This window comes from Staphylococcus sp. GDY8P45P (genome assembly GCF_017892745.1).
GTDB lineage: Bacteria > Bacillota > Bacilli > Staphylococcales > Staphylococcaceae > Staphylococcus > Staphylococcus cohnii.
In genome coordinates, this window is sequence record NZ_JAESLS010000004.1 from 565,493 (window position 1) to 588,111 (window position 22,619).

Sequence of the window (22,619 nt, forward strand, 5' to 3'; positions counted from 1 at the left end):
CGTAATAGCGTCAAACTATTGTTTGTATGTAAGCGTTTACTATAAAATCGAAGATAAATTGATATTTAATCATTCGAATTGATAAGCACTTTATAATTATAAATGGATAATTTCAGAAATTTAGAAAGAAGGGGGAATTTTATATGAACGCAATAAAGAGATTTGGGAGTGCAATGATTGTACCTGTATTAATGTTTGCATTTTTTGGTATTGTACTCGGTTTAGCGACGCTATTTAAAAATCCTTCAATAATGGGGAGTATTGCAGATGAAGGTACGAATTGGTTCAAAATATGGTCAGTGATAGAGTCTGGTGGTTGGACAATATTTAATCACATGGAAGTGGTGTTTGTTGTTGGACTACCTTTATCCTTGGCCAAAAAAGCACCTGGACATGCAGCATTAGCAGCATTAATGGGATATTTAATGTTTAATACTTTTATCAATGCCATATTAACGCAATGGCCACATACATTCGGAGCAAATTTGGAAAAAGGTGTGGAAAATGTAACGGGGTTAAAAGCGATTGCTGGTATAGAAACATTAGACACTAATATTCTAGGCGGTATTATTATTTCAAGCATTGTGACATGGATACATAATCGATTTTATAGTAAAAAATTACCTGAAATGCTTGGTGTATTTCAAGGTTTGACATTTGTAGTAACGATTTCATTTTTTGTCATGTTACCGATTGCTTTAATTACTTGTATTGTATGGCCAACGGTACAAAACGGTATTTCTTCATTGCAAGGTTTTATTATTGGTTCTGGTTATATAGGTGTTTGGTTGTATCATTTCTTAGAAAGAGTATTAATACCAACAGGATTACACCACTTTATTTATGCACCAATAGAAGTAGGTCCTGTTGTTGTGAATCATGGGTTAAAAGCAGAATGGTTTGAACATGTAAATGAATTTGCTAAAAGTAAAGAGCCATTAAAAGAATTGTTCCCGTATGGTTTTATGTTACAAGGTAACGGGAAAGTCTTCGGTTCAATTGGTATTGCTTTAGCAATGTATGCAACAACACCGAAAGAAAATAGAAAGAAAATTGCAGCATTGTTAATTCCAGCAACATTGACAGCGATTGTTGTTGGCATTACTGAACCATTAGAGTTTACGTTTTTATTTATAGCACCTTATTTATTCGTTTTACATGCAATCTTAGCAGCAACAATGGATACGTTAATGTATGGTTTTGGCTTAGTAGGTAACTTTGGCGGAGGGTTATTAGATTTCTTTGCTACGAATTGGATACCTTTGGCACAGAATCATTGGTTAACTTATGTGATTCAAATTGCAATTGGTTTAGGTTTTACAGCAATTTATTTCTTTTTATTCAAGTTTTTAATTATAAAATTTAATATTCCTCTTCCTGGGCGTAAAAAAGACGACAAGGATATGAAATTATATAGTAAAGATGATTATAAAAACAAGGATGGTAAAGGAGCAGTTACTAAAAAAACTGGTTCAACAAATGAGTTTGAAGATAAAGCAATATATTATTTAGAAGGTCTGGGTGGAAAAGAAAATATTAAAGACGTTACAAATTGTACGACGCGTCTAAGATTAACAGTGAATGATGTCAATAAAGTTGAAGATAGTGATTACTTTACGCATAGACAAATGGCACATGGTTTAGTAAAAAGTGGGAAAAATGTGCAAGTCGTAGTAGGTATGTCTGTACCTCAAGTAAGAGAAGCATTTGAAAATTTAGTATTTGAAGAAAAAAATAATTAATAAAAAGGTTACATATAAGATTATGCTCAAAAAAGGACTAATCCATATGAAAAAAATGGATTAGTCCTTTTTTATATGAATAAATTGCGATTTTGATCGTGCATGCTTGCCTGGGAATATGGCTCGAGCCTGTAGTCTCTCACTCATATCATTACCCTGGGCGTCAGCACGATGCAAAATCGTTTGAAATATTTCTCAAGATATAAAAGAAAAAGCTCAATTAAAACAATTCATTAACCCTGATAAATTGATGAAGTGCTTATTTTATAAAATTAATAACATGAATTACTTTGAAATAATAAGTAATAAAGAATTGTCCTTTTTATATGGATAAATTGCGATTTTGATCGTGCATGCTTGCCTGGGAATATGGCTCGAGCCTGTAGTCTCTCGCTCATATCATTGCCCTGGGCGTCAGCACGATGCAAAATTGTTTGAAATATTTCTCAAGATACAAAAGAAAAGGTTCATTACAGAACACAAAAAAAGTCAATTTCTATATAATTACAATAAAAATTGACGTTTATGATTGAGTCTGAGATATTGATACTTTAGACTCATGTTTATTAATTCTCAGTGGAAAAGAAACAAATCGAGTTTGTTGTTTATATTAGTGATATCGTGCATGAGTGTGCTTTAAGAAATTCTAGTTTTATGCATTAAACGTGGTTGATAGGTCGCACTATAAATATCAATGTTGTGTGTTGCGATAGCGTGAATTAATTTAGAGAATACTGTAGGTGAACAAGAAACGTTGATGGTATTTCGATTGAAGGTATAAACAATAGTTTCAGTGTGATTGAGTAAATTCATAATATCGATAACTTTATCTTTAATAAAAGCATCGTGAAGGCCGTCAACAGCAATTTCGAAACGTTTAGATGATAATAGTAAATGATCTAAGTCTAATAGTTCATGTGCATGATTATTTTCTAAAATTTGATAGATTAAATAATTGTGGAAACTGAGAAAACTAATTAAATAAGGTAGTTGTTGCTTAGGTAAATTCACTTCTAAAGCATATAAATGATTATTTTTGAAAATAGTAAACTTGAAGGATTTACAAAAGTGTACTTGTTTCAAAAGTTTTAACAAATTTTTGCGGATATGACGTTTATTTAAACCACTGATGTTTAATACAAACGTTTCAGTTTTATCTAAAAACATATTATACCTCCATATCTATATAAAGTGACATACGTATATTAAAAATAATATTCTACTGCACTTAAAATTGTACATGTTTTAAATTCTATTAAATTGTACCACTCTTTTTAAAAGAAGACACTAGGTCTTTAGAACGAAGTATAAAATTTTTTAAAAGTTGCAAATTTTAAATTCATAATATTTAGAAAATTCTGTTGTTTCAAGGCTTAAAGTATGATACATTCTTCTTTATTAATACAGAGAGGGAAGTGTTTAGATGTTATCAAAAGTAAGTAAGTTTGCAACGAATACGTTCTTAGTATGGATGCTTATTGCAGCTATCATTGGTTTTATATTTCCAACGCAACTTGCTACTTTAAGTAGTTGGGTACCTTATTTACTAGGGATTGTTATGCTAGGTATGGGATTAACTATAGATCCTAAAGATTTTAAAATTATATTTCAAGCACCTAGATCAGTAATTGCCGGTGTGATATTGCAGTATACAATTATGCCTTTAAGTGCATTTTTAATTGTCAAACTGTTTCATTTGCCTCCAGAAATTGCTATTGGTGTGATTTTAGTTGGATGTTGTCCGGGTGGTACATCTAGTAATGTTATGAGTTACTTAGCAAATGCAAATGTTGCTTTGTCAGTAGCTATTACTAGTGTTTCAACATTGCTAGCTCCATTTTTAACACCAGCTTTAATATATTTATTTGCGCATGAATGGTTGCAAGTTTCATTTATTAGTATGTTTTGGTCAGTAGTTCAAGTCATTTTAATACCAATAATCATTGGTTTTGTACTTCAAAAAGTATTTAAGAAATTTGCTGATACGACTGCCACTGCATTGCCAATTGTTTCTGTTGTTGCTATTTCATTAATACTTGCGTCTGTAGTTGGTAGTAGTAAAGCACAAATTTTGGCCACTGGTTTACTTATTTTTGCGGTTGTCATTCTTCATAATTTGATTGGATATGTATTGGGTTATACATTTGCCAAAATCTTAAAATTAGATCGACCGGATAAAAAAGCAGTATCAATAGAAGTAGGTATGCAAAACTCAGGATTAGCAGTTTCTTTAGCCACAGTACATTTTAATCCATTGTCTGCAGTGCCAGGGGCGGTATTTAGCTTAATACATAATATTACAGGACCAATTCTTGCAAAATACTGGAACAAAAGGTAAATATAACTGATTTTAGGTTGAAATTAATAAGGAATTCATAACTAAGATGAAAACATTAATATTTTTGTGTTTTCATCTTAGTTTATTTTATCTGAGGCGATGGCAGGCTAGAGGGACGGAAAGTATGATACACTGACAATAATTTGATTTTATCTTGTTTATTTTAGAGGAGGGTACTGTATGTATCGCGCAGTGATATTTGATTTTGATGGAACAATTATTGATACAGAAAAACACTTGTTTGAAATAATAAATAAACATCTAAATCATTATGGTTTGGAGGAAGTTAGTTTAGATTTTTATCGACAATCCATCGGGGGATTGGCTTCAGATTTGCACCAGTACTTGGAGGCTCAACTCGGACAAGAACGCAAGGAAGCAATTTATCAAGAGCATAATGAAACAAGTATACATTTACCGATTGTTACGCATATGAAACAACTTATGGATTATTGTAAAGTGCGCCATATACCAATGGCTATTGCGACAAGTAGTTTTAGAAACGATATTCAACCCACATTCGAGCAATTGGGGTTAGATACGTATATCGATGTTGTTGTTGGAAGAGAAGATGTAGAAGAAATAAAGCCAAGTCCTGAACTATATTTAACAGCAGTTCAAAGATTAAATTATAACCCAGTTAATTGTTTAGCCATAGAAGACTCAGTCAATGGGGCAACCGCTGCGGTAAATGCTGGTTTAGATGTGATTGTAAACACGAATGATATGACGGAAAAACAAGATTTTAGTAACATAGCCTATGTAGGTAAGGATTTATCAGGTACAGCTATCATTGAAAAATATTTTGAAAAAAGTAGAGGCTAGTGTATGAATGGATATTTAATTCTATTTTTTTTAGGCGGTCCAATTGTTTTAGCAATAGGAAATTTAGTTTTAGGTCCAATCTTTAATAAAAAAGTTCCGTTAAAGATACAATTTCGCTCATTTATGGTTGGAAGTCTTGTTTACTTATTGGGAGCTTTGGTTTTATATTTTCTTGTTTTACAAAATCAATTTTAATTTAAAACCCCTTATTTTGACATTGAAAAAATGTGTCGATAAGGGGTTTTTGTAATATAAGATGAAAATGATAGCCTATTTTAAAAATTGAAGTATTAGTGTCACAATAACTAACACGAGTAAAATAGAATCAATACCTACCATAATTGCAAAACGTGGATTTTTTTCTCCAGTAGCTTTAGATTTTTTTACAGCTTTTAAATTAGGAATTAAACTTACGCTTAATAAAATGATAACAATAATACCAATGACAATGCTCACGATTTATCACCACCGTTTTTATGATTATCTATAAATTCCCATAGATAACCTGCTATTATACCAATGATTAGGCCGGTTATAATACCGATTTTCAGAGCAGAAAACATAGCACTGATAATGATTGCAATTAGTAGAGAAATAGGTAAAGTAATACCAAATTTATATTTTCGTTCTGGTGAATTTACAATAGTAAAAATTAAGTAATATAGTATCCCGAATACAACAATCGTAAGTAAACTTTTTAGCACTAAATTTCCGGCAGAAACATCACTATCACTAAAATAATTGATCAGGAAAAATAATATGCCAAATATAATTGAAACTGTGATTGTTCGTTTCAATAGATGTTTATTCATATTGAACTCCTTTATAATAAAATCTATTGAGCATTATATCATATAAAATTAGGAACTATAACTTCATAAATACTAGACTTCAACTTTTAATTACAATAACTCAAGCTGCAGTTAATGAATTTTGTTGTTTTGATATTGCTTATGATCATTTAAATAAGCATAGAACAAGCCTATAACTAAGCCACCACCGATATAATTACCAATACCTGCACCAAGCAAATTGATTAAAGCTGGTATGACTGAAAGGACATCACTTTGATATACGAGGCCGCCTGCGAATAATACAGTATTATAAACAACATGCTCATAACCCATAAATGCAAAAATTGATACACCAAACATCATGACGAACATTTTTGCTAGAACATCGTCTATTTGCATAGCTATTACAAGGGAGATGTTTATAAAGAAATTAGCAAAAATACCTTTTATTAGAATGGCGACAAAACCTGCAGTTAGTGTTTTATGGGCGATTGTAGCTTCTAATTGTTGCATCATCTCAGGAGTCATTATATCTGAGGAACGTATCAATAAAAAGAATATTAATCCACCTAGAGCATTACCAATAAAACAAAGTGTAAAAATTTTAAAAACGCGGAATGGCGAAATGACTCGATAATAAAGTCCTACTGTAAAATACATGAAGTTACTTGTTAATAATTCGGAATTTGTAAAAAGTATTAATACTAAAGCAAAACTGAATGCAATCGCACCGACTAAATTTGTAACACCCATTGGAACATCAGATGCTAATGAACCTTTAATGAGTAAGACAAAAACTGTTATCACGCCTAAGATAAATCCAGCCATAATGGCACGTAGCAGATAGCGTTTTAAATAAAAACTTTGCAATATATCTTTGGCTCGAATTGTTTCTACGACATGATGGACCCAAGCTTTACCATAAAAAACTTTATCCCATTTTATGTTTTTTTCGTTCAAAACTTTATCCTCACTTTCTATTAATTAAAAATATTATACTATGTAACTGCATTTTTGTGAAATAATTCACAAAATAATCATAATTAAAAACTGCTGATTAATTAACTAATATGAATATTTAATTGTCCGCTATAATATCAAAAATAAAATTTACATTGCGTTTTCTCACAAAATAATCTAAAATAAAAACATATGTAAGGGCTTACATAAATGAAAAATAATTGTTTTAATTTTTAGAATTTATAGTATAATAGCGTCATAATAAGTGAATTATTATCACTTATATTTGAATGAGATGGGGTTTGAATGATGAATGAGAATAACGAATTACAAAGGGGACTAGGTGCACGTCAAATGCGGATGATAGCACTTGGTGGAACAATTGGTGTCGGACTCTTCATGGGGGCGACAAGTACAATCAAGTGGACAGGACCTTCAGTAATATTTGCATATTTAATAGCAGGTCTGTTTTTATTTTTAGTGATGAGAGCTATGGGGGAAATGGTATATTTACATCCGACCTCAGGTTCATTTGCAAACTTTGCAAGTGATTACATAAATCCAGTTGCTGGTTATCTGACAGCATGGAGCAATATTTTCCAATGGGTTGTTGTAGGTATGAGTGAAGTTATCGCCGTTGGAGAATATATGAATTATTGGTTCCCTGATTTACCACAGTGGATACCAGGTATTATTGTAGTATTATTGTTGGCAGGTGCTAACTTAGTATCAGTTAAAGCATTTGGTGAATTTGAATTTTGGTTTGCAATGATCAAAGTAGTAACAATTATTTTAATGATTATCGCAGGATTCGGTTTGATATTCTTTGGCCTTGGTAATGGAGGAGAAGCTATTGGACTCTCTAATTTATGGTCACATGGTGGCTTTATGCCTAATGGTTGGATAGGATTCTTCTTTGCACTTTCTATTGTAATTGGTTCTTATCAAGGTGTTGAATTAATTGGTATCACTGCTGGTGAAACTAAAGACCCGCAAAAAAATATTAAAAGTGCGGTTAATGGTGTTATATGGCGTATATTAATATTCTATATCGGAGCTATCTTCGTTATTGTAACTGTTTATCCTTGGGATGAATTAGGAAATATCGGCAGTCCATTCGTTGCAACATTTGCAAAAGTAGGTATTACATTTGCAGCAGGACTCATTAACTTTGTAGTTTTAACGGCAGCGATGTCTGGATGTAATTCTGGTATATTTAGTGCTAGTCGAATGACGTTGAACTTATCTCAAAAAGGAATGTTACCTAAGTTTTTCCGTAAAGTTATGAAAAATGGTGTTCCTATTTGGACAGTAACTGCAATAGCAATTGGTATTTTAATTGGCGCATTATTGAACGTTATTTTGCCTTTATTCATTAAAGGCGCGGACAGCATTTTTGTTTATGTATACAGTGCCTCAATTTTACCAGGTATGGTACCGTGGTTTATGATATTAATTAGTCATTTAAGATTCAGAAAAAATCACAGTGAAGAAATCAAGAATCATCCGTTTAAAATGCCAGGCGGTGCAATAACAAATTATATTACAATGGCGTTCTTTATCATGGTGTTAATAGGCATGTTATTTAATAAAGAAACAGTCGTTTCAGTTGTTATTGGTATCGTATTCTTAGGTTGTATGACATTGTTCTATTACCTGAAGGGCTATCATAAATTAAGTGATGATAAGCAAATTTAAATAGTAAAACAAAACGTAAAACAGTAGGTCGTTTTACAATCAACTTTTAAAAAGCCATAAATGATACATTAACTTGTATCATTTATGGCTTATTTTGTTATCGACAATATCGTAAATATGATTACACTAATGTTTTACAAAAAATTAACAATATAAAAATACTCACTCAAAACTCGTGCTTTAGAATAAAGTTGAGGTCATAATACATATCTAAAGGAGTTATTATATGAAAATACTTAATAAACTAGCTACTGCTACAATTGCAGGGACAATTATTGCCGGTTCATCATTAGGGAGTGGACAAGGGATTTATGCAGCTGGGAAAAAAGATGAGACTAAAGATGCAAATCAGAATTCTGATGTAGCTTACATGGGCAATACAAAAAACCCTAAAAACGTCATCTTTTTAGTTGGAGATGGTATGGGTCCTTCGTATAATGCTGCTTATCGCTATTTTGCAGACAATCCTGATACTAAAGAAATGGATCAAACTGCTTTTGATAAATATCTAATAGGTAGTCAGCGTACAAATCCAAATGATCCAAAAGAGAATGTTACTGATTCTGCAGCCGGTGCAACCGCATTTAGTTCAGGACAAAAAACATATAATGGTGCTATTGGTGTCGACGCTAATAAAAATAATGTTAAAACGGTTTTAGAACAAGCTAAAGAAAATGGTAAATCAACTGGTTTAGTATCTACTGCTGAAATCACAGATGCTACACCTGCTGCATACGCATCACATGTAGATGATCGTGATAAAAAGAATGAAATTGCTAAACAATTTTACAATGACAAAATTAATGGCAAACATAAAGTAGATGTACTATTAGGCGGGGGTGCTGAGTATTTCGGTAAAGATAACGGCAACTTAAAAAATAAATTTAAAAAAGATGGTTACGATGTAGTTACTAATAAAAATGAACTACAAAACTCTAAAAATAAACAAGTATTAGGATTATTTGCAGATAATGATATGCCGTTACAGATAGACGCACCAGATAAAAATCCAAAATTAGTGGATATGACAGATAGTGCTGTAAATAAATTAAAACAAAATGACAAAGGGTTCTTTTTAATGGTAGAAGGCGCTTCTATTGATAAATCAGGCCATCCAAATGATGTAACAGGGGTAATGTCTGAAATGTCTGGATTTGAAAAATCATTTGAATATGCTATGAATTATGCAAAAGACAATCCAGATACGCTTGTGGTAGCTACTGCAGATCATTCTACAGGTGGGATGTCTATAGCGAAAGGTAAAGATTATGTTTGGAATCCAGATGCTATTCACCAAATGAAACATTCAGGTAAATACATGACTGAAGAAATCAGCAAGGGTAAAAATGTGGAGAAAGTGATTAAAGATGGTTATGGTTTTGAAGTTTCACAAGATCAAATTGATAAAATAAAAGACGAAGCTAAAAAACTTAAAGATCTTAAAAAAGACGAAAAAGCATATGAAAGTCAATTACAAAAAGTTCAAGATGCTGTACAAAAACCGATAAATGACAAATCTAATACTGGTTGGACTACAAATGGTCATACAGGAGAAGATGTAAATACTTATGCATATGGTCCTGGTAGTGATAAATTTAAAGGAAATATTGATAATACTGATAATGCCAAAAATATTTTCGACTTTTTCCAAAAAGATGTAAAATAATGATGTAATAAACAAATAATGTTAACTTCAGATTAAAAAAAGAGAACGACCTAGAAATCCTTTATAAAAATGCGATTTCTAGGTCGTTCTTGTTTATTATGTTATTTAAAATGTGATGTTAGCATTGTTTTAGTGTTTAAATTGGATTTTAGATAAATGTTTACGGTAATTATCAAGTGCCATTTTTGACTGTGTGATTGAATCCAATGAGCGTTGATAATTTAAAGCGATAAATCGATAATACAGAATATCTACAGTGAAAAGTTGCGCAAACAAAGATGTTGTTGCGGCCATGCGCAGTTCATTTTCATCTGTTTGACCATAAATTAAAGTATAATCAGAAATTTTAGCTACAGGGTTATTGTTCGAACTCGAGATCGTAATGATAGGTATATTATAGTCGGTAGCAACTTTTGCCATAGATTGCATTTCACTATGACTACCTTGGTTGGTCACGAAAATAATACAATCTTGTTCATCATGTGTAGCCATGGTAGTCATTAATAAATGCGTTTCTTGTATTAAGCGCACATTTAAACCTATGCGAGACAATTTTTGATATAAATCTGTGACAATGACGAGTGATGCGCCATAACCAAATAAGAATATAGTACGCGCATGTTTCAATGTATCGCAGATGTCATCGATATGAGGTTGCTCAATTTGTGACGCAACACAACTCATTGTGTCGGTTGCTCTAGCTAACATTTTAGATTTGATAATATCGACTGATTCATTATCAATTAATTCCATATGATTATTGTTAATTGCATCTTCAGGCAAATAACGTGAAATTGTAATTTTAAGTTCTTGAAAGCCTTTTTCTGTGATTTTTTTGCTAAAACGTACAATTGAAGCAGTACTTGTATTAATTTCATTTGAAAGATCTTGGACAGACATATTAATAATACGATGCGGTTCATTTAAAATAAAATCAGCAATTTTCTTTTCACTTTTTGTAAAAGTTTCATAGATATTATCAATTTTATAAAGTACGTTGGTCATAGTTTAACCACCTAAGTTATCAGATTCTCTCATTGATTTTGTTGTACCTAAAAAGAAGGTGAAGAGGAAACCACCGATGTAAGCAGCGATTAATCCTGCAATATATCCTAAGTACATATGATCTGAAATCAAAGGTAACAATGAAATACCACTTGGTCCAATAGCATTGGCACCGATGTGTCCAATACCACCAACTACTGCGCCACCAATACCTCCACCAATACATGCTGTAAAGAATGGTCTACCAAGAGGTAACGTAACCCCATAAATTAAAGGTTCACCAATACCGAGGAAACCAACAGGAAGTGCACCTTTAATTGCATTTCTCAAAGTAGTATTTTTCTTACATCTTACCCAAAGTGCTAATGCGGCGCCTACTTGTCCTGCCCCTGCCATGGCAGCAATAGGTAATAAGTAAGTAGCACCAGATTGATTTATCATCTCAATATGAATAGGCGTAAATATATGATGTAATCCTAACATAACTAATGGTAGGAAGAAAGCACCAATGATAAAGCCACTAAAGACGCCACCGATATCAATAACACCATTGACTACGGATACTAAACCATCAGAAACAAAGCCAGCTAATGGCATGATGATAAAGATTGTTGATAAGCCGATAACGAACAAAGTAATCGTAGGTGTTACGATGATATCTATGGCATTTGGTACAATTTTATGTAATCTCTTTTCTACGAGACTTAATAACCAAACTGCAAAGATAACACCTATTATACCACCTTGTCCTGCTTGTAAAGGTTCACCTGTGAAAATATTAGTAATCATATTTTCTTCCGTCAAACCTGTTAATAACGTTGTCCCTCCAATAACACCACCTAAACCTGGTGTTGCACCAAATTCTTTTGCAGCGTTTATACCCGTGAAGATTGCTAAATAAGCTAACATACCATCTTTAATTACATTAAAAACAGTGACAAGTTGTGTGATCCATGCGCCAGATATGACCTCGGCCGCAAGTAAATTGCTTAAAACTGCACCAATACCACCAATTAAACCTGCACCAATAAATGCTGGAATCAATGGGATAAATATATTTGCGATTGTTTTTAATAGTTTATTGAACTTACCGCGTTTTTGTTTGCTTTGAAAAGCCGCCTTGTTTTCTTTAGCTCTTGCTTCAGTTTCAGCTTTATAATTTTTATCATGGTGTGAAATGGTTTCACCTAAACGCACACCACTCATTTCAGATATATGGTCAGCTACCTTATTAACTGTGCCAGGCCCAACGACAACTTGTACACGGTCGTCTTTGACCACACCTATAACGCCGTCAGTAGATTTTAATTTATCATAGTCAACTTTATTTTCATCGTGCACTTTAATTCTAACGCACGTCATGCAATTTATAACATTTTCCATGTTCTCTAAACCGCCAACTGCATTTACAATGTTTTCTGCAAGTTTTTGTTCTTTAGTCATCGTAAAACCCTCCTATATACATAAATTATTTTAAGTACTTGGTTTAATCTCTGATTGCTTGCTTAACGATGTGGTTATTGTTGTCTAAACGCTGTTTTGCGTCTGCTTTTGATGTATCACACATATGCATAACGATAGCAACTTTAAGGTTATGATCTGCGGCATTATATAGCTTCTCAGATTGTTGATATGATGTGTCACAGATATCTTGTACGATGCGTATAGAACGGTCAATTAATTTTTGGTTTGTAGCTTTTACATCGACCATGAGATTATCATATACTTTACCGGCACCAACCATTGTGATAGTTGAAATCATATTAAGTATCAATTTTTGTGCTGTTCCTGATTTTAATCTAGTGGAACCTGTTAATACTTCAGGGCCTACATTAACTTCAATTGCTTTTGTAGCTATTTTACTTATTTTAGTATTTGTATTGCATGCAATTGAAACGGTGTGTGCACCAATGCTATTTGCATATTTTAATCCTCCGATAACATAAGGTGTATTACCACTTGCAGCAATACCGATCACAACGTCTTTTTCATTAAGGTGAATATGATGTAAATCTTCTTCTGCCAAAGAAGTGCTATCTTCAGCACCTTCAACAGCAACTGTCATTGCTCTTTGACCACCTGCAATTAATCCAATCACTTCATCTGGGGACGTATTGAAGGTGGGGACACATTCAGCAGCATCAAGCACACCTAATCTTCCACTCGTTCCAGCCCCCATATAAATTATTCGACCACCAGCTCTAAATTGTTTTGTCGTGATTTCTATGACTTTAGTTAATTCTGGTATGATTTTTCTAATTTGTTGAGGAACCTTTTGATCTTCATCATTCATTGTTTTAAGAATTTCTGTAATAGACATTTCATCTAAATGCATTGTAGCTTTATTTCTGGATTCAGTAGTTAAATCACTCATTAATTTCTACTCCCTTGTTTTAATAATAAATTTAAAAGTATCATTTGGCTTCATGCAATGAACCAATCTGCGCTCAGACTCACAAATTTTACCTATAACATTAACATGCGGATGCGCTGGTAAGTCAGCTTTCAAGAGTTGTAATTCTCCTTGATAGCGTCCGTTCAGTTTATTATCAATTGTCACAGTACCTGTATCTCGATTTGTCGTATTAAAAGTATTCATTTCACTTGTACAATAGTGTCTAGCTTCTTGTGATCGAATTACATCTTGTGGGTTGTCTGAGCGTACAGTGTGCGTTTGCTGTAATATCGTAGTCGCTTGAATATCAAATAAATCAACTGTGAATGTGAATGTTCTATGGCATAATACATTCATTAATTGTTCGTCTAGTGGCGTATTAAGTTTAGAATCGCCAATCAAAATTTGTGTTGTCTGATGATCTAATAGTAGTTGTGCACTTTCAATAGGGTGTTGTGTTCTTGTTGATTCTATAGTTGGTAAACCTTTGAATAAAGGTCCACGCTTTGTTGTACCTGAGATAAAACCGTAAATTGTTGCGTTTGGATTATACTTTAAAATTAGTGAGTTTTGATGATGTACAAATTTAGTTGTTAAACCTGTATCTGGCCGTGGGTAATAATTATGGCAGTAACATAAATGCGTAAAGTCTTCGAGTTTTTCATAGAGTTGTTGAAGTAGTGATTCGGAAAGTATGCTTGCATTTAAACAACAGTCAAAACCGTGTTGAATGATGTCATTAATAATTTCTATAGAAGTACTGTGATCAATACGAATCATAAATTGAGCATGATGATATGATTGCAGGAATTCATAAAAAGAATGATTCAGCAATGAAGGATTGATATCAATCATATACGTAAGATGTTTGTCTGATAAATAATTTAAAAGTTCTCCCAAATAGCGATATTTAGATGCTTCATCTTCCTCTGGAATTTGAACAGATGTGAAAATGGTAGTATATCCTAAAGCAATCATTCGTCTAATATACGATTTATCAATGGGTTGTCCTAAATAAATGGAAAAGCCATGCATGTTATCACTCCTATATTGCTGTAATCGATTTCATTTTACAATACATGAAAAAGTATTACAATTTTAAATTTAAAAAAATATCATTTTGAAATATTATTACAAAAATGTTTGTAATAACTTGTGTGTTTCTAATAATTGATTTTGTAAGGTATCAAGATACTTAATTGTATTGCCGATAGTGAGTTCTTCAATAGGGTTCTGATCATGTATTAAAAGGAATTGGTAATAATTATAATGTGGCAAAGAAAAGCGTTGTAAGGATATGTCTGAGAATAGGGTGAGCTCGTCTTCAATAAATTGTTGGATATCTTGTTTGTATTGTTGTTTCTTTTTATTTTGAGTAACGATGGCAAATTTATATGTTTCAATTAAATTGAGTAGTTTATGAATGCGTTGAGCGAGTTGATGATATTCTAAGTTATACATAAAACGGATCCTTTCATATAAAATTTAAAATGATGAATATGATTTTCTGGAATTGTTAAGAATGGTAGGATATACAATATAAAATTTAAAATGATTTTAAAGGGAGCTGTTGAAAGTGGAAAGAACAAAATATCGTTTTAAAGATATTGTGTGGAAAGACTTTTCTCTGATTGCGATTTTAATTGTAAGTATGATTGTTTTTACATTGGTTGGTATTTTATTTAGTTTCGTTTATGTAGATCATTTAACAGAAAAAATAGTGATAAAGTTAAGTGTTGTTATACAACTACTCTCATATGTTGTCACTGTGTTTAGTTTTTATTTTTTACATATTAAAGACTTTAAAATGCATTTGAAGAAAAATACAGCATTTATAAAGCAACATTATTTATTTCTGATTACAGTAACAATTATAATGATGATTTGTAGTGCAATTTATAACATGACTATGCAAATGTTACCTGATGACATTGGTTTTAATGAAACTCAAAACGAGCTAGAACTAATGAATTTGTTTGATCAACCTTCATTTTTGCCATTTACATTTTTATTGATTGTAATTGGAGCGCCATTAGTGGAGGAAATATTTTTTAGACATTTACTGATAGGTGAACTAGGGAAGAAATTTAATGCTATTGTTATGGGGATTATTTCAGCTATTCTATTTTCATTAATGCATGTGATGGGAGCGGAATCTCCATTAGAAATAGGGAGTTATATAATTTTAGCAATTGCTATGGTATATGCATACATCAAATCAGGATTTAAATTAATAGCAAGTGTAAGTATACACATGCTTAATAATTTAATTTCATTTATTTTTACGCTTATTACGTTATATACATAATGTGAACCCTTGAAAAAATCCCATTGAGTTTTTAGGACTCAGTGGGATTTGAAAATTGTTGATAGTTATTGATAGTAATATCTTGTGTTTTTATTTTTTTCTCAAAAGAATATGAAATATCATGGATATCAACAATAGGTATTTCATTTGTTTTACCGAGACCAATTTCAAAAATAACTGCTTTCCATAATCCGTCTGTACATAATAATCCGATAAAAATTACATTTTCAGTAATAATGTCGTTATCTTTATTATACTCCATTGCCATCACATTTCGTTCAGTGCAATAGATTAAAACCTCTGAAAAGATGGGTGGCAAGTCAACATGCGTTTGTTGATTAAATTTTATATACCGGTCGAGCTTTTTAAGCGCTCGTCTCATTTTCGTATAAGGTAAATTTAAACATTTTTTTATAATTGCGTTTATCTCTTCTTTATATGGAAGTGTTGTATATGATTGACTTTCATTCAATACTAAGAATAAAGCAGTAAGTTGATTGTCAGTTAATTCAAGCTCATAACTATTAGGTGTTTCTTGAAGTTGATAACCGCCTAATTTGCCATGTTTTGCTAGAATTTTTACCCCTTGATCTTCTAAATCTTGTATATCTCTTAAAATCGTACGTTTTGATACATCTAAGTCTATCGCAAGTTCTGAAGCGGTAATTTGCTTATTTTGCTGTATTGCTTGTACCAATTTATTTTGCCTTTCGCGTTTATTCATTAGAAAGTCACCTCCCAAATGATTACATATTACATTCATTATAGCATAAAAGTGACAATGACGACATTTATAAAGTTTTAAAAAAAGTTATAGAAAACGCTTACATTTTCTGATTGTTTATGTTAGTATAATAATTAGTAACAAGGGGGTAGCGAAAAGATAACAAAGGGGTAGGCTATTACATATAGTTTTGTTAATATCTTTTTCGTACGAGTTACTAAGCAAACATCTTCAATATTTATTACTTACTTTCCTTTCTATTTAGAGGCTGGGGCAAATTAATTGTCTCAGCCTCTTATCGTTTTATTGGATTTCATCTTTGTCAAGATGATTGCAATGAAATGATTTTAAAATAAATTCGATTTCAGCCCTATTCCTTTATTTATGGTATTGAGTCTATATTGAACAATAATTAATGGTAAAGGTTTGTTACTGTAATTATATTTATATGATAAAATAAAACAAATTATACATATTAAATAATTAAAATGAAAAAAATTTATTGATTCGTTTAAAGAGGGGGTCTCAAATGAATAAAGAAGCGTTATTAAACATTGATAATTTAGTAAGAGATTGGCTAACAACATTAGATGATATTATTCCACAGTTAATCAAAGAAATGGTTACTTCAACGAAACAAAATCGATTTGATTTAGTGACCAATGTAGATAAATCTATTCAACAAAATTTCGAACAATTTTTACAGCAACATTTTCCAAGCCACCAACTCTTCGCTGAAGAAAAATCAAATGATGACATCTTAGCAAAAAAAGGACATGTATGGGTCATGGATCCGATTGATGGTACTACAAATTTGGTTAAGCAACAAGAAGATTATTGTATTATTTTGGGCTACTTTGTCGATGGGGAACCTGCACTATCATATATCTATGATTATCCACACGGCAAACTTTATAAAGCAATCAAAGGGCAAGGCGCATATATGAATGGTAATTTATTGCAACAGCCTGAAGCTATTCAATTAAAAGATGCAATTATTTCATTTAATACATTGGTGATGAATGATGATACGATTCATGAACTCAATGATGCTTCTTTTGGATATCGTTTCATTGGCTCATGTGGTTTAGATTCCGTGCGTGTGATTTTAGGGCAATTTGGTGCGCATGTAAATACTAATCCCAAACCATGGGATATTGCTGCACAATTTTTATTCGCTGAAGAATTGGGATTAAAAATGACGACATTAAATAATACAACTTTAGATTTTGCGAAAGCAGGACCTTTTATTATTAGTAATAAAGCTTGCCATAAAGAAATGTTGACGATTCTAAATTCAGGATCTGGATATCAAAAATAATTATTTAAAATTATTAATTATTTAACAATAGGTCTTAAGCACCATGTTTATTAAATAAGTTTACTATATAATTTATAATTAATTGAAATAGAAAATCGAATATAGAATGGAGAATGAAAAAGGTGAATCGTTCTAACAAATATAATAAAAAGAAAATGGGTTTGCCCACGAAAGTATTTTTGTGGTTCTTGGGTATATTGCTAATCTTAGCAATTTTAGCTGTTGTTTATTTAGGGTTTAAAATATTTTCTGTTGGTGGGGCAATACATAACCCATTAGATAGAGATAAATCATCTTTGAGAGAAGAAAAAGCTAATCTTAATAATGGAGATCCTTTTACGATTGCTTTATTTGGCGTAGATTCAGATGCTAAAAGGGATGCCGAAGGTGGGGGACAACGTAGTGATACGATTATGGTGTTATCTATCAATCCTGAGAAGAAATCCTCTGAAATTGTGAGTATACCTAGAGACACTCAAGCGGATATTGTAGGTAAAGGTACAACTGAAAAAATTAATCATGCGTATGCTTATGGTGGGCCTGACATGGCTGTGAAGTCAGTAGAAAAACTATTGAATGTGCCAATAGATCACTATGCAACGGTAGATATGGACGGCATGAAAGATATGATAGATACCGTGGGTGGTATTGATGTCACTAGTAACGCTACTTTCTCATATGATGGATTCCAATTTAATGAAGGACAAAAGTCTCATATGGAAGGAAAAGAAGCAATGGCATTTATAAGAAGTCGTAAAGAAGAAGGCGCTGGTGGCGACTTTGGTAGACAAGAGCGTCAGCAATTAGTGATACAAGGTCTAGCCAACAAATTAACGAGTATCAGTTCAGTTACACATTTTAATTCGTTGATGAATCACGTTGAAGACAATGTGAAAACAGATTTGACTTTAGGAGAGTTAAACAAAGTTAGAGGTAATTATAAAGATGCAAACGATAACGTGCACCGTCATCAATTAGAAGGTCAAGGCGGGATACAAGATGATGGGCTTTATTACTTTATACCTAGCCAAAGCTCGTTATCTGAAATAGAAAGCGATATAAAAGATAATTTAGGTATTTAGTTTAATAAATACACGCAATCAATTACATTGGTTGCGTGTATTTTTATTTTTGTCATTAAAATAATCAATACTCAGCGAAAATGTTTAGCGCTATAAAATAATATTTATATTAAGCAGGCGAAAAATAGTGGAAAGCCTTAACATTTTATTGATTTACATATACAATATAAATAACATTACCAAAAAGTGTGGGGCTTTTAGGATGGAATGTTATCAAACATCTTTGATTCATAAACATGGGCTTTATAAAATTAATAGGGGTGAATAGTATGCAAGAACATTTAATTATTACATTAGATGGCAAAGATTATCTTGTGGAACCCGGCACAAACTTACTACAATTTATTAAATCACAAGATACGTTTGTACCTTCTATATGTTATAACGAATCGCTTGGTCCTATAGAAACTTGTGATACGTGTACAGTAGAAATAGACGGTGTGATGCAACGTGCTTGTAGTACGACGATAGATAAACCAATGATTGTTAATACACAAAATGATAATGTACAAACAAGTCAAAAAGAAGCTTTAGACCGTATTTTAGAAAAACATATGCTTTATTGTACAGTATGTGATTATAATAATGGTGATTGTGAAATTCATAATACAATGGATCAGTGGGGTCTCGAACATCAAACATATGAATACAAGGAAAAACCATATGAAAAAGATTATGGTCCATTCTATCGTTATGATCCAGACCAATGTATTCTATGTGGGCGCTGTGTTGAAGTTTGTCAAGATGTCCAAGTCAACGAAACTTTAACGATTGATTGGGAACGTCAACAACCGCGTGTCATTTGGGATAATGATACAACAATAAATGATTCATCATGCGTTGGGTGTGGTCAGTGTGCGACGGTATGTCCTTGTAACGCAATGCTAGAAGTCAACATGGAAGGTAACGCTGGCTATATGACAGATTTAGAGCCAGGATCACTTGCTGCGATGATCGATTTAACTAAAAAGGCAGAACCAGGTTATGGACCGCTATTTGCGGTATCTGATTCGGAAGCAGCGATGCGTGAAGAACGCATCGAAAAAACTAAGACTGTATGTACATATTGCGGTGTTGGTTGTTCATTTGACGTTTGGACAAAAGGTAGAGAAGTATTGAAAGTACAACCTCAACATGAATCTCCAGCAAACAAAATTGCAACGTGTGTGAAAGGTAAATTCGGTTGGGATTATATTGATTCAGAAGAAAGATTAACTAAACCATTAGTACGTAAAAATAATCAATTCGAAGAAGTAGAGTGGGATGAAGCACTACAAGTGATTTCTGATAACTTTAACAAGGTAAAAGCTTCTCACGGCTCAGATGGTCTAGCATTCATTTCTTCATCTAAAGCGACAAATGAGGAATCATATTTAATGCAAAAACTTGCGAGACAAGTGATTGGTACAAATAACGTGGATAACTGTTCTCGTTACTGTCAAGCCCCTGCAACCAAGGGATTATTTAGAACGGTAGGACATGGCGGTGACTCTGGTTCAATCGAAGATCTTGAAATCGCTGACATGGTTGTTTTAATAGGGACAAACACTGCAGAAGCGCACCCAGTCATCGCTTCTCGTATTAAACGTGGACATAAATTATATAATAATACTTTAAATGTGTTTGATATACGTAAACATGAAATGGCTGAAAGAGCTGATAACTTCTATCAACCTAAACCAGGTACTGATTTAGTATGGTTATCAGCTGTGACAAAATATATTATAGATAATGACCTACACGATAAAGCTTTTGTTGATGAATGGGTAAATGGCTTCGATGAATATCATAAATCTTTAGCACCATATACGATGACATTTGCCGAAGATACAACAGGTATTTCGCAAGAAGCGCTCATTGATTTTGCGCATCAAATGGTTAATGCTGAAACAGTGTCAATTGCCTGGGCTATGGGTGTAACACAACAAGATATTGGTAGTGACACGTCTACTGCAATATCCAACTTATTATTAGCTACAGGTAACTATAGAAAACCAGGTACTGGTGCATATCCGCTTCGTGGTCACAACAACGTACAAGGATGTAGTGATATGGGGAGTATGCCTGATCAATTCCCTGGTTACCAAAAAGTGGTAGATGATGAAATCCGCGCTAAATTTGAAAGAGAATATGGTGAAACATTACCAAGTGTTCCTGGCAAAGATAACCATCAAATGATGGAAGGCATTCATGCTGGTGAAATTGACGCTTTGTATTTATATGGTGAAGATACAGGTATCGTTGATTCAAATATTAATTATGTACAAGCTGCACTTGAAAAAGTTGGTTTTTTAGTCGTACAAGATGAATTTTTCACTTTCACTGCTTCATATGCAGATGTAGTTCTACCGGCATGTCCATCACTAGAGAAGACGGGTACTTTCACCAATACTGAACGTCGTATCCAACGCTTATATCAAGCACTTGAACCTAAAGGTGAATCAAAACCAGACTGGGTCATTATCCAAGATGTAGCTAGAACATTAGGTTATGATTGGAATTACACACATCCAAGTCAAATCATGGATGAAATTGCTAAATTAACACCATCTTATTCAGGTGTTAATTATGACAGATTAGATGGATACAATAGTTTACAATGGCCTGTTGCTGAAGACGGCACAGACCAACCAACATTGTATTTAGATGGATTTAACTTTGAAGACGGTAAAGCGAATTTCTATCCTTTAACATTTGATAATTTCTTTAAAGTTAATGAAGAATACGATTTACATGTTAACAACGGACGTTTATTAGAGCATTTCCACGAAGGAAATATGACATATAAAGTACCAGGTCTTGCGTATAAAGTTCCTCAACCGTTCGTAGAGGTATCTCCAGAACTAGCAAAAGAAAGAGATATTCATGAAGGGGCAGAGGTTAAGTTGATTTCAGACAGTGGTGAAGCTGAATTGATCGCACACGTAACAGATCGAGTGAAAGGGAAAGAAATTTATATTCCATTAAATAACAATGCCATGATTAATGGCGATCAAGGCGCTATTAACTTATTGACAAATAGTGATGTGGATAAAGATACAGATACACCTTCTTATAAACGTACAAGTTGTCGAATGGAAGTTAAAACACGCAGAGGAAAATCACCATTGAACCCAACAAACTTCCGAGTAAATAAACAAAGACAACCACAGTATAGTGTACGTGTTGAAGACAAATGGAAACGTGATGATTACACTTTCCCAGGAAGTCAGGTGAATAAATAATGGCTGAGAGAATAACGAAAATTAAACGCATGCAAAAGTCTGAAGAACAAATTAAACAAGAAAGTTTAGCAGAAGTTACCGATGCAATTGCAGCAAATAAAGATAGTATCATGAAAGCTATTAATATTATTAGCACGTTAGACGATGCCAAAATACTAGATGCGCTATCAGGTATCGTCAATAGTCGAGGTGTTATCGCTAATAAATTCGCAGTTGAATTAAATAAAGAACAATACACAGGATTGATTACCAATATGGCATCACTTGTTTTCCTTTTAGGTGATTTGAATGTCAACGATTTGAGCATTATGTTAAATAAAGTAAATAAAGGCTTAAGTGTTGCAAATCAAGCTAGTCCAAACCAAAAAACATCTATTACTGGTTTAATGAGTGTACTTAAAGATGATGAAATGAATCGTAGTTTAACTTATATGTTAAATATGCTCAGAGGTATGTCTAGATAATAAAATGAAGTGCATATATTATATGAAAAAGCTCTTATTGTGAATTTTATTCACATAAGAGCTTTTTGCTATT

General features: G+C 32.6%; 21 protein-coding genes. 11 read left to right on the forward strand and 10 right to left on the reverse strand.

All coding sequences use genetic code 11. The annotated features are described in order from the left end of the window. Positions 1 to 143 precede the first annotated feature (143 nt). The gene (locus KA873_RS02860; protein ID WP_107386222.1) at positions 144 to 1,742 is read left to right on the forward strand and encodes an alpha-glucoside-specific PTS transporter subunit IIBC; all 1,599 of its coding nucleotides are present in this window, start codon (positions 144 to 146) and stop codon (positions 1,740 to 1,742) included. Positions 1,743 to 2,378: 636 nt separating this feature from the next. On the opposite strand, the gene KA873_RS02865 is transcribed toward KA873_RS02860, so the two are convergent. After that, positions 2,379 to 2,909 carry a hypothetical protein gene (locus tag KA873_RS02865; protein WP_107385271.1) on the reverse strand — a complete coding sequence of 177 codons (531 nt, stop codon included), beginning with the start codon at positions 2,907 to 2,909 and terminating at the stop codon, positions 2,379 to 2,381. A gap of 256 nt (positions 2,910 to 3,165) precedes the next feature. Here KA873_RS02865 and KA873_RS02870 point away from each other — a divergent pair, with 256 nt between their 5' ends. From KA873_RS02870 to KA873_RS02880, 3 genes are all read left to right on the forward strand, one after another. After that, positions 3,166 to 4,080 (forward strand): bile acid:sodium symporter family protein, encoded by a 915-nt coding sequence (locus KA873_RS02870; protein WP_107504906.1) that lies wholly within the window; start codon positions 3,166 to 3,168, stop codon positions 4,078 to 4,080. Positions 4,081 to 4,260: 180 nt separating this feature from the next. Next, positions 4,261 to 4,905, forward strand: a complete 645-nt coding sequence (locus KA873_RS02875) for an HAD family hydrolase (RefSeq protein ID WP_107385269.1) — start codon at positions 4,261 to 4,263, stop codon at positions 4,903 to 4,905. Positions 4,906 to 4,908: 3 nt separating this feature from the next. Next, positions 4,909 to 5,100 (forward strand): hypothetical protein, encoded by a 192-nt coding sequence (locus KA873_RS02880; RefSeq protein WP_107385268.1) that lies wholly within the window; start codon positions 4,909 to 4,911, stop codon positions 5,098 to 5,100. 75 nt (positions 5,101 to 5,175) lie between these two features. Here KA873_RS02880 and KA873_RS02885 read toward each other — a convergent pair whose 3' ends face one another. From KA873_RS02885 to KA873_RS02895, 3 genes are all read right to left on the reverse strand, one after another. After that, positions 5,176 to 5,361, reverse strand: coding sequence for a hypothetical protein (locus tag KA873_RS02885; RefSeq protein WP_107385267.1), 186 nt, complete (start codon positions 5,359 to 5,361; stop codon positions 5,176 to 5,178). After that, the gene (locus KA873_RS02890) at positions 5,358 to 5,717 is read right to left on the reverse strand and encodes an SND2/TMEM208 family protein (RefSeq protein ID WP_107385266.1); all 360 of its coding nucleotides are present in this window, start codon (positions 5,715 to 5,717) and stop codon (positions 5,358 to 5,360) included. The genes KA873_RS02885 and KA873_RS02890 overlap by 4 nt, the downstream gene beginning before the upstream one ends. Before the next feature lie 111 nt (positions 5,718 to 5,828). After that, complete coding sequence (locus KA873_RS02895) at positions 5,829 to 6,659, reverse strand: formate/nitrite transporter family protein (protein ID WP_107504907.1); 831 nt, start codon at positions 6,657 to 6,659, stop codon at positions 5,829 to 5,831. A gap of 309 nt (positions 6,660 to 6,968) precedes the next feature. Here KA873_RS02895 and KA873_RS02900 point away from each other — a divergent pair, with 309 nt between their 5' ends. After that, positions 6,969 to 8,357: an amino acid permease gene (locus KA873_RS02900; RefSeq protein ID WP_107385091.1), complete on the forward strand. Its 1,389-nt coding sequence runs from the start codon at positions 6,969 to 6,971 to the stop codon at positions 8,355 to 8,357. A 226-nt stretch (positions 8,358 to 8,583) separates the two neighbouring features. Then, on the forward strand, positions 8,584 to 10,023 hold the full coding sequence (locus KA873_RS02905) for an alkaline phosphatase (protein WP_107385090.1): 1,440 nt from the start codon (positions 8,584 to 8,586) through the stop codon (positions 10,021 to 10,023). Positions 10,024 to 10,152: 129 nt separating this feature from the next. On the opposite strand, the gene KA873_RS02910 is transcribed toward KA873_RS02905, so the two are convergent. The 5 genes from KA873_RS02910 to KA873_RS02930 form a co-directional block, all read right to left on the reverse strand. Continuing rightward, entirely contained in the window at positions 10,153 to 11,028 is an 876-nt protein-coding gene (locus tag KA873_RS02910; protein WP_107385089.1) for a MurR/RpiR family transcriptional regulator, read from the reverse strand. A 3-nt stretch (positions 11,029 to 11,031) separates the two neighbouring features. Beyond that, positions 11,032 to 12,471 (reverse strand): PTS transporter subunit EIIC, encoded by a 1,440-nt coding sequence (locus tag KA873_RS02915; protein ID WP_210140153.1) that lies wholly within the window; start codon positions 12,469 to 12,471, stop codon positions 11,032 to 11,034. A 43-nt stretch (positions 12,472 to 12,514) separates the two neighbouring features. Then, a complete protein-coding gene (gene murQ / locus KA873_RS02920) occupies positions 12,515 to 13,402 on the reverse strand; it encodes an N-acetylmuramic acid 6-phosphate etherase (RefSeq protein WP_107385087.1) in 888 nt (295 codons plus the stop codon). A 6-nt stretch (positions 13,403 to 13,408) separates the two neighbouring features. Then, positions 13,409 to 14,458, reverse strand: coding sequence for a MupG family TIM beta-alpha barrel fold protein (locus KA873_RS02925; protein WP_107505307.1), 1,050 nt, complete (start codon positions 14,456 to 14,458; stop codon positions 13,409 to 13,411). A gap of 96 nt (positions 14,459 to 14,554) precedes the next feature. Further along, a complete protein-coding gene (locus KA873_RS02930) occupies positions 14,555 to 14,884 on the reverse strand; it encodes a hypothetical protein (RefSeq protein ID WP_107505308.1) in 330 nt (109 codons plus the stop codon). A gap of 115 nt (positions 14,885 to 14,999) precedes the next feature. Here KA873_RS02930 and KA873_RS02935 point away from each other — a divergent pair, with 115 nt between their 5' ends. Further along, positions 15,000 to 15,731, forward strand: coding sequence for a CPBP family intramembrane glutamic endopeptidase (locus KA873_RS02935; protein ID WP_107521366.1), 732 nt, complete (start codon positions 15,000 to 15,002; stop codon positions 15,729 to 15,731). A gap of 31 nt (positions 15,732 to 15,762) precedes the next feature. Here KA873_RS02935 and KA873_RS02940 read toward each other — a convergent pair whose 3' ends face one another. Beyond that, positions 15,763 to 16,455, reverse strand: a complete 693-nt coding sequence (locus KA873_RS02940; RefSeq protein ID WP_019468333.1) for a helix-turn-helix transcriptional regulator — start codon at positions 16,453 to 16,455, stop codon at positions 15,763 to 15,765. Positions 16,456 to 16,984: 529 nt separating this feature from the next. On the opposite strand from KA873_RS02940, the gene KA873_RS02945 reads away from it, so the two are divergent. The 4 genes from KA873_RS02945 to KA873_RS02960 all read left to right on the forward strand — a co-directional run bounded on the left by KA873_RS02945 (position 16,985) and on the right by KA873_RS02960 (position 22,546). Then, complete coding sequence (locus tag KA873_RS02945; protein ID WP_107385139.1) at positions 16,985 to 17,776, forward strand: inositol monophosphatase family protein; 792 nt, start codon at positions 16,985 to 16,987, stop codon at positions 17,774 to 17,776. A 113-nt stretch (positions 17,777 to 17,889) separates the two neighbouring features. Then, on the forward strand, positions 17,890 to 18,858 hold the full coding sequence (locus tag KA873_RS02950) for an LCP family glycopolymer transferase (RefSeq protein WP_394860903.1): 969 nt from the start codon (positions 17,890 to 17,892) through the stop codon (positions 18,856 to 18,858). Between the two features lie 269 nt (positions 18,859 to 19,127). Continuing rightward, on the forward strand, positions 19,128 to 22,082 hold the full coding sequence (fdhF, locus tag KA873_RS02955; protein WP_107505041.1) for a formate dehydrogenase subunit alpha: 2,955 nt from the start codon (positions 19,128 to 19,130) through the stop codon (positions 22,080 to 22,082). Next, positions 22,082 to 22,546: a helical membrane plugin domain-containing protein gene (locus tag KA873_RS02960; protein WP_107505042.1), complete on the forward strand. Its 465-nt coding sequence runs from the start codon at positions 22,082 to 22,084 to the stop codon at positions 22,544 to 22,546. The genes fdhF and KA873_RS02960 overlap by 1 nt, the downstream gene beginning before the upstream one ends. Positions 22,547 to 22,619 lie beyond the last annotated feature (73 nt).

Excerpts from the sequence above, each read along its gene's own strand:
- KA873_RS02945 (WP_107385139.1), top strand. The coding sequence starts at position 16,985 with ATGAATAAAGAAGCGTTATTAAACATTGATAATTTAGTAAGAGATTGG.
- KA873_RS02930 (WP_107505308.1), bottom strand. The coding sequence starts at position 14,884 with ATGTATAACTTAGAATATCATCAACTCGCTCAACGCATTCATAAACTA.
- KA873_RS02900 (WP_107385091.1), top strand. The coding sequence starts at position 6,969 with ATGAATGAGAATAACGAATTACAAAGGGGACTAGGTGCACGTCAAATG.
- fdhF (WP_107505041.1), top strand. The coding sequence starts at position 19,128 with ATGCAAGAACATTTAATTATTACATTAGATGGCAAAGATTATCTTGTG.
- KA873_RS02890 (WP_107385266.1), bottom strand. The coding sequence starts at position 5,717 with ATGAATAAACATCTATTGAAACGAACAATCACAGTTTCAATTATATTT.
- KA873_RS02860 (WP_107386222.1), top strand. The coding sequence starts at position 144 with ATGAACGCAATAAAGAGATTTGGGAGTGCAATGATTGTACCTGTATTA.
- KA873_RS02870 (WP_107504906.1), top strand. The coding sequence starts at position 3,166 with ATGTTATCAAAAGTAAGTAAGTTTGCAACGAATACGTTCTTAGTATGG.
- KA873_RS02880 (WP_107385268.1), top strand. The coding sequence starts at position 4,909 with ATGAATGGATATTTAATTCTATTTTTTTTAGGCGGTCCAATTGTTTTA.
- murQ (WP_107385087.1), bottom strand. The coding sequence starts at position 13,402 with ATGAGTGATTTAACTACTGAATCCAGAAATAAAGCTACAATGCATTTA.
- KA873_RS02940 (WP_019468333.1), bottom strand. The coding sequence starts at position 16,455 with ATGAATAAACGCGAAAGGCAAAATAAATTGGTACAAGCAATACAGCAA.
- KA873_RS02915 (WP_210140153.1), bottom strand. The coding sequence starts at position 12,471 with ATGACTAAAGAACAAAAACTTGCAGAAAACATTGTAAATGCAGTTGGC.
- KA873_RS02950 (WP_394860903.1), top strand. The coding sequence starts at position 17,890 with ATGAAAAAGGTGAATCGTTCTAACAAATATAATAAAAAGAAAATGGGT.
- KA873_RS02910 (WP_107385089.1), bottom strand. The coding sequence starts at position 11,028 with ATGACCAACGTACTTTATAAAATTGATAATATCTATGAAACTTTTACA.
- KA873_RS02865 (WP_107385271.1), bottom strand. The coding sequence starts at position 2,909 with ATGTTTTTAGATAAAACTGAAACGTTTGTATTAAACATCAGTGGTTTA.
- KA873_RS02875 (WP_107385269.1), top strand. The coding sequence starts at position 4,261 with ATGTATCGCGCAGTGATATTTGATTTTGATGGAACAATTATTGATACA.
- KA873_RS02925 (WP_107505307.1), bottom strand. The coding sequence starts at position 14,458 with ATGCATGGCTTTTCCATTTATTTAGGACAACCCATTGATAAATCGTAT.
- KA873_RS02905 (WP_107385090.1), top strand. The coding sequence starts at position 8,584 with ATGAAAATACTTAATAAACTAGCTACTGCTACAATTGCAGGGACAATT.
- KA873_RS02960 (WP_107505042.1), top strand. The coding sequence starts at position 22,082 with ATGGCTGAGAGAATAACGAAAATTAAACGCATGCAAAAGTCTGAAGAA.